The sequence below is a fragment of the Hymenobacter segetis genome, from assembly GCF_054776495.1.
This window is the reverse complement of record NZ_BAAHBV010000002.1, coordinates 229,770-244,156: the sequence shown is the minus strand read 5'-3', so window position 1 is coordinate 244,156 and position 14,387 is coordinate 229,770. Positions and strand designations below refer to the sequence as shown.

General features: G+C 56.1%; 11 protein-coding genes. 7 read left to right on the top strand and 4 right to left on the bottom strand.

What is annotated here, in order from left to right:
* Window positions 1-61 precede the first annotated feature (61 nt).
* The 4 genes from ACYU70_RS11675 to rpsF all read right to left on the bottom strand — a co-directional run bounded on the left by ACYU70_RS11675 (window position 62) and on the right by rpsF (window position 4,161).
* On the bottom strand, window positions 62-2,788 hold the full coding sequence (locus ACYU70_RS11675; RefSeq protein ID WP_342297350.1) for a GSCFA domain-containing protein: 2,727 nt from the start codon (window positions 2,786-2,788) through the stop codon (window positions 62-64).
* A gap of 171 nt (window positions 2,789-2,959) precedes the next feature.
* A complete protein-coding gene (gene rplI, locus ACYU70_RS11670) occupies window positions 2,960-3,403 on the bottom strand; it encodes a bL9 family ribosomal protein (RefSeq protein ID WP_460615993.1) in 444 nt (147 codons plus the stop codon).
* Window positions 3,404-3,495: 92 nt separating this feature from the next.
* Window positions 3,496-3,729, bottom strand: coding sequence for a 30S ribosomal protein S18 (gene rpsR, locus ACYU70_RS11665; protein ID WP_035561439.1), 234 nt, complete (start codon window positions 3,727-3,729; stop codon window positions 3,496-3,498).
* Between the two features lie 54 nt (window positions 3,730-3,783).
* Complete coding sequence (rpsF, locus tag ACYU70_RS11660) at window positions 3,784-4,161, bottom strand: 30S ribosomal protein S6 (protein WP_342299859.1); 378 nt, start codon at window positions 4,159-4,161, stop codon at window positions 3,784-3,786.
* A 524-nt stretch (window positions 4,162-4,685) separates the two neighbouring features.
* Here rpsF and ACYU70_RS11655 point away from each other — a divergent pair.
* The 7 genes from ACYU70_RS11655 (at window position 4,686) to ACYU70_RS11625 (ending at window position 14,360) form a co-directional block, all read left to right on the top strand.
* Window positions 4,686-6,020, top strand: a complete 1,335-nt coding sequence (locus ACYU70_RS11655; RefSeq protein ID WP_342299860.1) for a cytochrome c3 family protein — start codon at window positions 4,686-4,688, stop codon at window positions 6,018-6,020.
* A gap of 100 nt (window positions 6,021-6,120) precedes the next feature.
* Complete coding sequence (locus ACYU70_RS11650) at window positions 6,121-9,135, top strand: TAT-variant-translocated molybdopterin oxidoreductase (protein WP_342299861.1); 3,015 nt, start codon at window positions 6,121-6,123, stop codon at window positions 9,133-9,135.
* A 24-nt stretch (window positions 9,136-9,159) separates the two neighbouring features.
* Complete coding sequence (nrfD, locus tag ACYU70_RS11645) at window positions 9,160-10,617, top strand: NrfD/PsrC family molybdoenzyme membrane anchor subunit (RefSeq protein ID WP_342299862.1); 1,458 nt, start codon at window positions 9,160-9,162, stop codon at window positions 10,615-10,617.
* Window positions 10,610-11,137, top strand: a complete 528-nt coding sequence (locus ACYU70_RS11640) for a DUF3341 domain-containing protein (RefSeq protein WP_342299864.1) — start codon at window positions 10,610-10,612, stop codon at window positions 11,135-11,137. Before nrfD ends, ACYU70_RS11640 begins: the two co-directional genes overlap by 8 nt.
* The gene (locus tag ACYU70_RS11635) at window positions 11,137-11,886 is read left to right on the top strand and encodes a c-type cytochrome (RefSeq protein WP_342299866.1); all 750 of its coding nucleotides are present in this window, start codon (window positions 11,137-11,139) and stop codon (window positions 11,884-11,886) included. The genes ACYU70_RS11640 and ACYU70_RS11635 overlap by 1 nt, the downstream gene beginning before the upstream one ends.
* 6 nt (window positions 11,887-11,892) lie before the next feature.
* Entirely contained in the window at window positions 11,893-13,203 is a 1,311-nt protein-coding gene (locus ACYU70_RS11630) for a quinol:cytochrome C oxidoreductase (protein WP_342299867.1), read from the top strand.
* Window positions 13,204-13,286: 83 nt separating this feature from the next.
* A complete protein-coding gene (locus ACYU70_RS11625; RefSeq protein WP_342299868.1) occupies window positions 13,287-14,360 on the top strand; it encodes a cytochrome c oxidase subunit II in 1,074 nt (357 codons plus the stop codon).
* Window positions 14,361-14,387: the final 27 nt, after the last annotated feature.

The window sequence follows — 14,387 nt, the reverse complement described above, 5'->3', positions numbered from 1 at the left end:
AGGCCGGGCTTGGGAAATAAATAACGCAACTCGCCGAATTTCAGCAGGCTTTAGCTAAAAGCTAAGCTGACTTTTTCGGCGTTTTAGGTTTGGCCGCTGGCTTAGTGGCCGCTTTCGCTGGTTTATCAGATTTAGCTACCGGTTTTTTCGGGACTGCTGGCTTCGGGGCTGCCGCTTTCGGAGCAGCTTTCTTGGGAGCCGCCTTAGCTGTTGCCGTTACTTGCGTCTCTGCAACCGGGGCCGCAGGCTTTTGAACAGCTTTAGCGGCCTTTTTAGTCGGTGCCGGCTTCATCACAGCTGCCGGGGTTGTTTCCGTAGTAGCAACCGGAACCTGAGCTTCAGGCAGGGCCGGAGCAGCTACGGCCTTCCTTTTCGCTGCTACCTTGCGCTTCGGCGTTGGGGGCGTGTCAGCAGGCGAGGTTTCCGTCACCACTGGTGCGCTTGGTGATGGAACTGCCGGTATTACAGGCGCTTTAGCCGTTTTAGCTTTCGGAGCGGCTTTATTAACAACGGCAATCTTCGCCGTCACTGCTTTGGTAACGGCCGCTTTCGGCTCGGAAGTAGGAGCCACCAGCGTGGCCGATGTGCCCATCATGCGCCCGGCAGCCACTTGCGTACGAACAACCGAAGTGTCAACCACTGGAATTACCGGCGTATCGATGTCCGGCTTCACCGCCCGGCCACCAACTGCGGCCCGTCGCTTACGTCCACCTTGTTTGACTGGAACTGGATTTGCTACGGCGGCATCCACCGCATTAGCTACTACTGTCGTCGAAACGACAGCTGTAGCTTGCCCGCCTACCGGAAGCGCCGCCACCGGTTCCTGTGGCCGGCGTGTATTTCCGCGTCGGTTCTCATCAACTGGTTCTGATGGCCCAGAAAGCTGCTCTGCGCTGGCTATCGGCAGGGTTTGATGCGCATCAGTTACTGGATTTTCTGGGATTGCAGTACCGGCTTCATCAATATTAGCAGCTAGTTTCTTGGCCTTTTTCTTTTTCCGATTGCGGCTACTGCGGGAAGGGGTGGCCGCAATGTTGGAATCAAATTCGGCACTGATTGTCCCCGAATCCGACAATGCGACTACTGCTTCAAAATCACCGGGGGCAAATGCTTCCGCATCAACCATTGATACTTCTGGAGCAGAGCCTTCGGTAGCTGCCGGAGCTGCAAACAGCTCCACGCGCGGCACCCGGCCCGGCTCGTTGCGCCGCCCAACCCGCTTCACCGGCTGCGATTTGGTGATAACGCTGGATTTCTGCGTTTCCGGACGGCCACCCTGTTCAGCAGGCAATGCGCTAGCCGCTACTTCCAAAGCTGCTTCCGATGCCGGCAACTGGCTTTCATCCATGCCCAATTCGGCGGCGAGGCGCAACGCGTGCTTGCGCGCTGTACGCTTGGCTCCGCCCCGTGAACGGCGCTTTTTCTTACGACCTTGCTCTTGTTCCGCAGCCTCTGCGTCCTGCGCCGAAACTGGTGCGCCAATAGTTGCTTCGGGAGCAGCGGCAACAGGAATTAGCTCAGTTTGTGAAGCATCATCATCTATAAATGGTTGCTGCGCAAATTCATCTGCTTCTCCAAAACTTGCAGCCTGAAATGCCTCCGTTTCGGTAGGAGCAGCCACCTGACCTTTGCCCCGGCCATCGCGCCGCCCGCGCTCAGGCCGTCCCGAACGGCCTGAGCGCTGCGCCCGGAACTCTTCGGGCGACAAGCGTGGCTGCCGGCTGGTATCAGCGCTGCTGCTTGGTTGCTCAACTGATACCGCCGCATTAACCTGTGCAACACGCATCACTGCCGAAACTTCAGCGCCTTCGCCAATGTCAATCCGTTCTTCATCGTCCTCCAATTCTTCGGCCACTAGCGGAAGTTGAATTGGCTCCGGCAGCGCCGCAATACGCGCCCGCACCGTGCGCAATTCATCAGCCACATCCACCTTACGCAAACTCAGCTGCTCAAGCTTTTCGCGGGTGCTTTCCAGGAATTGTCGATGCTCAGGCGCACCCTCGTGCAGAGGCCGGTGGCCCAGCGACTGCCGCACTGCCGCCCATTCCTTGCGGAAACGCCCAAAATCAGCATCGAAATACGCCCGGGCAAATTTCTCCCAGATATAATCCTCCGCCACTTCCGACGGATGCAGCATATCCGACGCATAAAAGCGGTAGTCACGCAAATCATCCACCAGCAGCTCGTAAGCCGGAAAATACGCCACGCCCGGTAGCAAGTCGCTCACAATGTGCGTAGCCAGCCGCAGCACCGACTTGCTCACCGCATTCAGCTGCAAGGTATCCTTCAAATGCCGCACCGGGCTCACCGTCAGCACAAAGCGCAAATCAGGGTTGATGCGACGCAGGTAAGCATGCGTTTCCGCCAGCGCATTAATGATTTCATCCGGCGTCAGCAATTCGCGCACGAACAAGTCGCTCGGTTGCTTGTGGCAATTGTTCACCAGCTCACCGGTTTCGCGCAGGCGGTAGGCCCAGGCCGTGCCCAGCGTTAGCATCACCACGTCCGTATTGCGCAGAAACTCGCCCGTTTGCCGCACCACTTCCTGGATGTACTGGAGCAGTTCCACCGGCGAATCGGCCCCGACGCTGCCGTGCAGGTCGTAGCTCTGCCAGCGCCCGCGGGCCTGCACAAGGTGCCGCTGCCAGTCCATGTCTTCGCCAGCGGCAGCACGCAGCAGCCGAACCAGCGCCAACGGCTGAAACACCGTGCCAAACGGGTTCACCCGCGCCTCTACCTTGTTGGCCACCAGCCGCGAGCCAATGCTGTCGGCGAAGCACGAGCCCATGGTGAGCACCCGCGCCGTGCGCGCCAGCTGGCCAGTGGCCGGGGCAATTGTCAATTCAGTTCTAAACATTAAAGCAAAAATAGCCCGTAACCGGGCTATGGCCCGAGAACCGGAATAAAAAAAGCCCCGCCAGCAGGCAGGGCTTTTTCAAACTAGCAATAGAAACCGAGACTACTCGGCTACTACGCGGAAGTTAATCGTGTGCTTCACTTCCTTGTGCAGGTTAGCCGTAGCGGTGTAGTCGCCAGCCGAAGCAGGCTCCTGGTCGAACGACAAACGCTTGCGGTCGATGTCCACACCCTTGGCTTTCAGCGCGTCGGCCAATTGCAGGGTGGTTACGCGACCGAAGATTTTGCCGCTCTCACCCACCTTAGCGGGGATGTCCAGCACCATGCCACCAATCTGGTCAGCAATAGCCTGAGCGTCACCTTTGATTTTGTCGGCTTTGTGAGCGGCTTGACGCACGTTTTCGGCCGTGATTTTCTTGTTCGTCTTGTCGGCCAGCATGGCCAGACCCTGCGGCAACAGGAAGTTGCGACCGTAGCCCGATTTCACGGTCACGATGTCGTTCTTGTACCCGAGGCCCTTAACGTCGTCTTTGAGGATAATTTCCATGTCTTGATTAAGATGTGAAAACGGAGGACTTAGAATTCAGCGGAAGCAGTTGCTCGCTTAAATCCCCAGTCCTCAATTCTCAGGTCTAAGGTCTATTTCAGGGCGTCGGCTACGTACGGCATCAGAGCCAAGTGGCGGGCCTTCGCGATGGCCTGGGTCACTTTGCGCTGGAATTTCAGGCTGGTGCCAGTGAGACGACGGGGCAGCACGCGGCCCTGCTCGTTCACAAACTTCAGCAGGAAGTTCGGGTCTTTGTAGTCCACGTACTTAATACCGTTCTTCTTGAAGCGGCAGTATTTCTTACGGGTGTCCTGCGGCTTGTTCATAGCCGACCGGTCGTTGTTGCGGTTGAATGCGGGAGATGCCATGTCGTTGCTAAATTATTGGGCTACGGCTTCGGTTTCTTTGGCAGCCTTCTGCTGGTTCATTTCGCCGTTGCGGCGGCGGGCGTTGTACTCCACGGCGTGCTTATCGAGCACGGTCGTGAGGAAACGAATGATGCGCTCGTCGCGGCGGAAAGCCAGTTCGAGCACGTCCACGATGTTGCCTTCGCCAGTGTAGGACAGGCAGAAATAGTAGCCTGTGCTCTTCTTTTGAATCGGGTAAGCCAGCTTGCGCAGGCCCCAGGCTTCGGTGGATAAAAGGGCGGCGCTATTTTCCTTAAGCACCTGAGTGAACTTCTCGACCGTTTCTTGCACCTGGCTCTCGTTCAAAACGGGAGTCACGATGAAGACCGTCTCGTAATTTCTTTGTTCCATTACGATGGGGGTGAATTGTGGGTGAAAAAAATGATTGGGGCGCAAAGGTACTGACTTTCCGGCACATTGCCAAGGCCAATGCATTCATCTGCCCGAATAGCCATCCCGCTTCCGATACTCACTTACATCCTCATCTACTCCGTTGCCAAGGACTGCAGCCGATGCTACCTATATATAAGGAGTAGGAGGGAAGGTAAAAATCAAGCGTTCGACTCCGCTAGCTAAGAAGAAATATCCATCGAAATAGCTGGCGTAAGTTAACAAAAGCTGCTGCCGGTAGTTCCGATTTAGGGCTTTAGAAATCACCGCCTAACCTGTGGCTGCGGGTTGTTTTTTGTTGCCGTTACGGCTCAGCTATTTGCCGCTCAATATTGTCTGCCTGATTGTCAAAAGCCCGCAAAAGGGCCAATCCAAACGGCTGCCGATGCCCGGAAATTGTATTTCAGTTTTTGCCGCCTACGATTCCTGACCTACATTTGTGGCCTTGAAATGCCCTAGCGTTTCGTTTTACCGTCTATTTTCTTATGAATAGCATTCGACTCCGTTCCTTACCTCATCTGTTGCTGGCGTTTGTGCTCACGTTTGCCGGCATCCAGCAGGCTTCGGCCCAAGATGCCGCCGCCGTGAAAAAAGAAGGGGTAGCACCCGGTGCCACGGCTGCCGCTACGCCTGCAACCGCTGCTGCTCCGGCCGCCGGTGGCGGTGACGCCGCTGCCATCGCCGCTGGCGATGCCCTTTTCAAAGGCAACTGCGCCCAGTGCCACGCCGTGAATGAGCAGGTAGTTGGCCCCGCCCTTGGTGGCATCACCAAGCGCCGTCCCATCTCCTGGATTTTGCCTTGGGTAAAGAACTCCAGCAAAGTAGTAGCCAGCGGCGATGAGTATGCTGTAGCTCTCTTCAACAAGTTCAACAAGCAGCAGATGCCCTCCTTCGCCCTCTCGGACAAGGAAGTGACTTCGATTGTAGCTTATATCACTTCGCAGGAAGGTGCACCAACTGCAGTAGCTGGTGGTGTAACTGCTGGTAATGCCGCCGCCGCTGATGGCCAGGCTGCCGCTGGTGGTGCCGAAGCTGGTGCTGGCAAATACGTTGACATTCTGCTGATTGTCCTCGTAGTAGTGCTGATTGTGCTGGTGGTAACGCTCGTTATCATTGGTAACCTGATGAAGGATGTGCTGCGTGGCCGCAAGGACCTCGACGGTCGCGACATCGAAATTCTGGAGCAGCGCTTCGACTGGGGTAAGTTTTACCGCTCGCCCGTGCTGCGTGGTATTGTAGGTGTCGTTTTCGCCCTCGTTTTACTTTATGAAGGTGTGCAAAGCGTAATGGCCGTTGGCCTGAACCAAGGATACCAGCCTACGCAGCCCATTGCTTTCTCGCACAAACTGCACGCCGGCACCAACCAGATTAACTGTGCCTACTGCCACACCTCGGTGTACAAGAGCAAGTCGGCTAACATTCCTTCGGCCAACATCTGTATGAACTGCCACTCGCAGATTAAGACGGAGTCGCCCGAAATCAAGAAAATCTACCGCGCCATCGAGCGCAAGCAGCCGATTCAGTGGGTTCGTATTCACAACCTGCCTGACCTGGCTTACTTCAACCACTCGCAGCATACGCAAGTTGCTGGCCTCCAGTGCCAGACTTGCCACGGTCCAATCCAGAACATGGAAGTGGTGTACCAGTATTCGGCCCTCACCATGGGCTGGTGCATCAACTGCCACCGCGAGATGCCACTCAACACGAAGGACAACAAGTACTACGACAACCTCGTGAAGCTGCACGACTCGAAAAACGCCGGTGCTCCCTTCACCGTGTCATCGAACGGCGGTACCGAGTGCTCGAAGTGCCACTACTAAAATAAGCTGATTTCAGTAGGGAGTACTGGGTAGTCAGTATTCTAGCCTGCTCGTTATTAACTACTGACTACCCAATACTGATTACTGATTACCCTCCCAAATGAAGTACTGGAAAGGAATTGAGGAACTGGAAAGCGCCCCGGAGTTCATGCAATCGGCCTTTGCCGAGTTCATGCCGGTTAAGGAAAGCCACGAGAGCAAGGACGATACTTCGGCTCCCCGTCGCGACTTCCTCAAGCTAATGGGCTTTGGCGTAGGTGCCGCCGTACTCGCTTCGTGCGAAACGCCGGTAGTGAAGGCCATCCCGTACCTGAACAAGCCCGAGGAAATTGACCCGCTCATTTCCAACTTCTACGCTTCCACCTACTTCACTGGCTCGGACTACAACGCCGTACTGGTAAAGTCCCGCGAAGGCCGGCCGATTAAGCTGGAAGGCAACCCCGAGTCGCCCATCACTAAAGGCGGCCTGTCGGCCCGCGCTCAAGCCGCCGTGCTTAGCCTGTACGACGGTGGCCGTTTGCAGCACTTTGCCATTAAAGGCCAAAAGGCCGAGGTGAAGCAGGTTGACCAGGAAATCCGCACGAAGCTGGCGGGCACCACGGGCCGCATTGCCATCGTGTCGCACACAATTATCAGCCCGAGCACGAAGAAGGCCATTGCCGAGTTCGCCGCCCGCTACCCTAACACCACCCACGTAATGTATGACGCGCAGTCGGCCACCGGCCTGCTGCAAGCCAACGGCGGCGTGGTTCCCGGCTACGATTTCAGCAAGGCTAACGTCATCGTGAGCCTCGACGCCGATTTCCTCGGTACCTGGATTTCGCCGGTAGAATACGCCAAGCAGTACGTAGTAAACCGCAAGGTGAGCACGGACAAGCGCACGATGTCGCGTCATTTCCAGTTCGAAACCATCATGTCGCTCACCGGCTCCAACGCCGATGTGCGCGTGCCGGTGAAGCCTTCGGAACAGGGTGCCGTAGCTCTCGCGCTGTACAATGCCGTGGTCAGCGGTGGCAGCGTTCCAACTTCTGCCTCTTATGGCAAGCAACTGGCCATCGCCGCTGCTGAGCTGAAGGCCAGCGGTAGCACCGGCCTCGTGGTTTCTGGTTCGAATGACCCGGCCGTACAGTCGTTGGTGACTGCCATCAACCAAGCCCTTGGTAATGCTGGAACCACCATCAGTGCTGCTTCGAGCAACGTTCGCCAGGGCGACGACGCCCGTATGGCTGCGCTGGTGAATGACATGAACAACGGCAGCGTAGGCGCCGTGATTTTCTACAACGCTAACCCGGTGTTCAACCACCCGATGGGCGACAAGGTGAAGGCTGGCATTGCCAAAGTGCCGCTGACCATCTCGCTCAATGACCGTCTGGACGAAACCGGCAGCCTTTGCCAGTACGCTGCTCCCGACAACCACTGGCTGGAGTCGTGGAACGACTTCGAGCCCAAAGCCGGCTATCTCAGCCTGTCGCAGCCGGTGATTACGCCGCTGTTCACCACCCGCCAGGCGCAGGAAAGCCTGCTGCATTGGGCTGGCAACAACACGACTTATTACCGCTTTCTGCGCGCTAACTGGCGTGGCATCACTCCCACGGATGCTGCCTGGGACAAAGTAGTGCACGATGGCGTGGCCATGGGCACTGCCCTGCCCGCCGCTCCCGCCATGACGGCTATGAGCGCCGCTGCCGCTGCCTCGCAGTTGAGCGGTGCCGCCAAGCCGAACGGTGTTGAGCTCGCCCTGTACGAAAAAGTAGGCTTGAGCGCTGATGGCTGCGGTGCCAACAACCCCTTCCTGCAGGAACTGCCCGACCCGATTTCGAAAGCAACTTGGGGCAACTATGTGGCCGTACCCCGCGCCATGGCCGTTGCCAATAAGTGGGAGCAAGGCGACGTGGTGAAAGTGACTGCTAACGGTCACAGCATCGAACTGCCCGTGCTGATTCAGCCCGGCCAGACCAACGGCACGGTGAGCATCGCCCTCGGCTACGGCCGTACGATGGCGGGCAAAGCTGGCGACAAGGTAGGGGAGAATGCTGCCCCGCTTGCCATGACGGCCAACGGCATTCAGTACATGAATGTGGTGACGCTGGAGAAGACGAGCGCAACCTCGCCCATCGCGCAGACCCAGACGCACCAGACGCTGATGGACCGTCGCCCGGTAGTACAGGAAAACACGCTGGCGAACTACAAAAAGAATCCCAAAGAGGTAACGGAGTACGAGAAAATTTCCACGCCTGACGGCATGGAAGCACCCAGCAAAGTTTCGCTGTGGCAGGACTACCAGTACAACAACCACCACTGGGGCATGGCCGTGGACCTCAACTCGTGCATCGGCTGCGGCTCGTGCGTGATTGGCTGCCAGACCGAAAACAACACCGCCGTAGTGGGCAAGCAGCAGGTCATCAACCGCCGCGAAATGCACTGGATGCGTATCGACCGCTACTACAGTTCGGACACGCACAAGACTGATTTCGAGAGCAAAGGCAAGGTGGCTACTTACGCCGCCATGGAAGACCCTTCGGAAAACCCGCAGGTTATCTTCCAGCCGATGATGTGCCAGCAGTGCAACCACGCGCCCTGCGAAACGGTGTGCCCGGTACTGGCTACTACGCACAGCTCAGAAGGTCTCAACCAGATGACCTACAACCGTTGCATCGGCACGCGCTACTGCGCTAACAACTGCCCGTACAAAGTGCGTCGCTTCAACTGGTTCTCGTACTACTCGAATGAGAAGTTCGAAATCGTGAACGGCCATATGTTCACCGACCTCGGCCGCATGGTGCTGAACCCGGACGTGACGGTGCGTGCCCGTGGTGTGATGGAGAAATGCTCGTTCTGCGTGCAGCGCATCCAGCTCGGCAAACTCGAAGCCAAGAAGCAGAAGCGCCGTCCGGTGGATGGCGAGATTGTAACTGCTTGCGCCCAGTCGTGCCCCACCGATGCCATCGTGTTCGGTGATATGAAAGACCCCAACAGCCGTATCAGCAAGCTCCTCCGTCGTGAAGATGGTGAGCGCGCCTTCCACTCGCTCGACTCCATCAACGTGCAGCCGAACGTGACGTACCTGACGAAGATTCGGAATTCCGAGTCGGAGTTCTTCGGCAAAGAAGCTTAAGAAAACGCTTAATCTATATCAACTATGCAGCACGTATCAGCCGTACGCGAGCCGCTCGTAACTGGCGGTAAGACGTTACACGACGTAACGCAAGACATCTGCTATCAGGTCGAAGCCAAGCCCAACCTCCGTTGGATGGCTGCTCTGAGCGTGGCGCTGTTCTTCTTGGGGGTGTTCTTCTACTCCGTGTACCGTACCGTATGGTACGGCATCGGCGAGTGGGGCCTGAACAAAACCGTGAACTGGGCCTGGGACATTACCAACTTCGTGTGGTGGGTAGGTATCGGCCACGCCGGTACGCTGATTTCGGCAGTTCTGCTGCTGTTCCGTCAGAAATGGCGCAGCTCCATTAACCGCGCGGCTGAGGCTATGACCATCTTCGCCGTAATCTGCGCCGCCATGTTCCCGGTGTTACACATGGGCCGTCCGTGGTTGGCATTCTACGTTTTCCCGCTGCAAAACACGCTGGGTTCGCTGTGGGCTAACTTCAATTCACCGCTGCTCTGGGACGTATTTGCCATTTCGACTTACTTCACGGTATCGCTGGTGTTCTGGTACATCGGTCTGATTCCTGATTTCGCTTCGATTCGTGACCGCGCCAAAGGCCCCATCGCCAAGTTCAGCTACTCGATGCTGAGCTTCGGTTGGAAAGGCTCGGCTAAAGCCTGGTCGCGCTACGAAACCGTTTCGCTGATTCTGGCTGGTGTTTCGACTCCGCTCGTACTCTCGGTACACACCATTGTATCGATGGACTTTGCAACCTCGGTTGTACCGGGCTGGCACACCACCATCTTCCCGCCCTACTTCGTGGCTGGTGCTATCTTCTCGGGTTTCGCCATGGTGCTTACCCTGATGCTGATTACCCGTGTGGTATTCCGCCTCGAAGACTACATCACGCTGGAGCACATCGCGCTGATGAACAAAATCATGATGGTAACCGGCTCCATCGTAGGTGTGGCTTACATCACGGAGTTCTTCATCGCCTGGTACTCGCAGGTTGAGTTTGAGCAGTACGCCTTCATCAACCGTGCTACTGGTCCTTACTGGTGGGCTTACGCTTCGATGATGACCTGCAACGTGATTACGCCGCAGCTGGTGTGGTTCCGCCGCGTGCGTTACAGCATCCCGCTCACGTTTATCCTGTCCATCATCGTGAACATCGGTATGTGGTTCGAGCGCTTTGTAATCATCGTGACTTCGCTGCACCGCGACTACCTGCCTTCGAGCTGGGCCATGTTCTCGCCTTCGATTATCGACATCGGCCTGTACGTTGGTACGCTCGGCCTGTTCTTCACGCTATTCCTGCTCTTCGCCAAGTTCTTCCCTGTGATTAACATGGCTGAGGTGAAAACCATCCTGAAGTACACCGTTGATAACGGCCCGACTTACAACCCCGAGAAGGCTCACGCCGCTCACGCTCATCAATCTGCCATCCACGGGGCTCCTGCTTCGGCTCCCGTAACTTACAACCAGCATGACTAAGCGCTTCGCCCTTGGCATCTTCGAAGACGAGGATGTACTGCTGCACGCCGTTGAGAACGTGCGCGCCGCCGGCGTGAAAATCCACGACGTGTTTTCGCCTTATCCTGTTCACGGGATTGACGATGCCCTCGGCATCGAGCGCTCGCGCCTGCCCATCGCCGCCTTCTTCTTTGGCATGACGGGCTTGGCCTTCGCGCTGTGGATGCAGATTTACATGCTCGGTTTCGACTGGCCGATGATTATCGGTGGCAAGCCACACATCTCGCTACCGGCCTTCGTACCCGTAGCCTTCGAGTTGACGGTGTTCTTTACCTGCCACGGCATGGCCATCACCTTCTTCACGATTACGGGTCTGTATCCGCGCTTCAAAGTGCCGGTTATGGATGTACGCGCCACCGACGACAAGTTCGTAATGGCCATCGAATTGGATGAAACCAGCTCGCAATTTCCCCGGCTGACCCAACTGCTGCGCGACAACGGCGCTTCGGAAGTCAACCAAAAAGAAATGACCAACAACTAATGACGCATCCGCTGACCCTGAGCCTGCGCGTTTCGGCGCTGCTGCTGTCCCTGGGACTGGCCACCACGGCCTGCACCCACGACGGAAACGACCCCGGCGTAGAATACGCCCCGGAGATGTACGAATCCATCCCCTACGAGCCGTTGCGCCAAACCACGTTTAACACCGTGAACTCGTTCGGCATCAATGAGCGCACTCCCGCCAACGGTACCATCCCTCGCGGCAAACTTAGCTATTTCGACCACATCCCCAAGGATAGTGTGCGGATTGCTGAGCGGGTATTGCACAACCCTTTCCCATACACCAAGGCTAACTTGGAAGAAGGAAAAGTGCTTTACACGCGCATTTGTATGCACTGCCACGGTGAGGCCGGTGACGGTCAAGGTCCGGTTGGCAAGATTTTCAAAGGTGTGCCGAACTACTCGACGGGCGCTTACAAGACGATGAACGATGGTCACATCTTCCACGTCATCGAATGGGGCCGCAACCGCATGATGCCTCACGGCTCGCAGGTGAATCCCGAGGAGCGTTGGAAAATTGCCATGTATGTGCACGTGTTGCAGCGTGGCGAAGGTCCTGACGCACTCAGCAAGCTGATTGCTAAAGGCCCGACAAACACGGTCACCAGCGACTCGACTGAAACGAAAGATGCCGCCAATACTGCCCCAGTAGGGCAGGCCCAGGCTGGCACCGGCGCCGAGACTCCCGGCGAAGGCAAAACCAAAGCAACTAACGGCACCGCCAACTAACGCACTATGGCAACTCTGACGCACCACGAAAGCGCCACGGCTGAACAGCTCGTCGTTACGGATGGCGCCCGTAAAACCTTTATTGCCATCATCGTCACCGGTGTGGTAGTACTCATTCTCGGTATTCTTGCCCAAGTATTGGGCTGGGGCGCTGCCGAGCACAGCGAAGCTGCCGGCCATGCCGCCGCAGTGCACGGTGCTGCTCACGAAGAAGGCCATTCCGTGCTAATTAAGCGCGTGATTGTGAGCCTTTGGCACAGCAACCTGTTTTTCCTCGGCGTATCCACCGTTGGTACGGTGTTTATGGCCATCAACTACGTAGCCTACGCCGGCTGGTCGGTGATGGTAAAGCGCATTTCGGAAGCCCTCAGCGCTTGGGTTATTCCAGGCGGTGTGATTATGCTCATCGTTTTCCTGGTTGGTCGTCACGACATCTTCCACTGGACCCACGAGGGTATCATGGATAAGAACAGCCCAAACTACGATGCCATCATCGCTGGCAAAAGCGGTTTCCTGAACCTGCCTTTCTACCTCATCCGCACCATCGTTTACCTCGCCATCTGGGCTTACTTCAGCTGGAAGCTGCGTCAGCTGTCGTTGCAGGAGGACCTGAACGGCGGTACCGTTTGGTTCCACAAGAGCATTAATGCTTCGGCTTTGTTCCTGGTGTTGTACGCTGTGAGCTCGTCGATGTCGGCTTGGGACTGGGTGATGTCGGTTGACACGCACTGGTTCAGCACCATGTTTGGCTGGTACGTATTCGCTTCGTGGTGGGTGTCCGGCATCGCCGCTATCGCACTGACGGCTATTTTCCTGAAGCAAGCCGGTTACCTGCGTGCTTTGAACGCAAGCCACATCCACGATTTGGGTAAGCTGATGTTCGGTTTCAGCATCTTCTGGACCTATGTATGGTTCGCCCAGTTCATGCTGATTTGGTATGCAAACCTTCCCGAAGAAGCAGTGTATTTCAACCAGCGTTTGGGTGGTTTTGAAGGCCGCTACACGTTCCTGTTCTTCTTCAACATCGCCATCAACTTCGTTTTCCCTTTCCTGGGTTTGATGACGCGCGATGCTAAACGTCAGATGATTATCATGAAAATCGTGGCTATCGCCATCCTGTGCGGTCACTGGTCCGATTTCTATTTGATGCTCATGCCGGGCACTTTGCGTGGTGATAACGGGTTCCTGATTGAGATTGGCATTGCTGCCATTTTCCTGGGCGCCTTCCTGATTCTGTTCACGCGCCGCTTGGCTTCGGCTTCCCTGGTTCCGGTTAATCACCCGTTCCTCGACGAGAGCATTCACCACACTACCTAGACTTTAGATTGAAGAACTGAGCGCGAGCCATTAACAAAACTTACGCTCAGTTCTTAATACTTAGTACTCCATACTAAAACTCAATGACTGCTCTTACCATTTTGCTGGTGTTGGTGCTGCTGTTGGTCGTATTCGGCCTGCTGTTTCGCCTGCAGATTTTTACCTCTATTTTCTCGGGGACTTTCACCCGCGACATTGGCATGAGCAATAGCGTTAACGCTATTCTGATGCTGGTTTTCCTGATTGGTGGCGGCGCGTGGTTTGCCTATTCGTTTGTTGAGAATTTCAGCAAAATGAATCCGCCCATTGCTTCGGTGCATGGCCACCAGATGGAGCGCATGTTCTGGATTACGATGGCAGTGATTGGGGTGGCATTTGCTATCACGCAGGCGTTGCTGTTCTGGTATTCCTATAAATATCAGCACAAGGAAGGCCGTCGCGCGTACTTCTTCGCGCACAACAACACGATTGAAGTTATCTGGACGATTATCCCGGCCATCGTTATGGCTTCGCTGATTTTCGCCGGCTGGAAGGCCTGGACCCGCATCACCGGCCCCGCACCGAAGAACTCGGTGGTGGTTGAAGTAATGGGCAAGCAGTTCAACTGGCTGGTGCGCTATCCCGGCCGCGACATGAAGCTGGGTGTAATCAACTACCGCATGATTGATGCCGTGAACGAGTGGGGTTTCGACTTGAGCGACAAGTCTTCGCTGGACGACTTCACGACCAACGAAATCCACGTTCCCAAAGGCGTTCCGGTGTTGATTAAGATTCGTTCGCGCGACGTGCTGCACGCTGTTTACATGCCGCATTTCCGCGTGCAGATGTACGCTGTGCCCGGTATGCCGACCCGTTTCTGGTTCACACCCACTACCACGACCGATGAGATGCGTGCTAAACTGGGCAACCCCAAGTTCAACTATGAACTGGCTTGCAACCAGGTGTGCGGTGGTAGCCACTTCGCCATGAAAGCTACTGTGATTGTGGATGAGCCAGACGATTACCAGAACTGGTATGCCGCTCAGCAATCATTCGCTCAAAAGAATCCTGATGTGCTGGCTGCTTTCAAACAGAAGGCCAAAACGATGGTTACTCCTGTTGCTGCCGCGCCTAAGGAAATAGAAGCTGCTCCCGTGCCTTTGGCCGCTTCTTACTAATAACTACTAACGGTATTCCGCTATGTC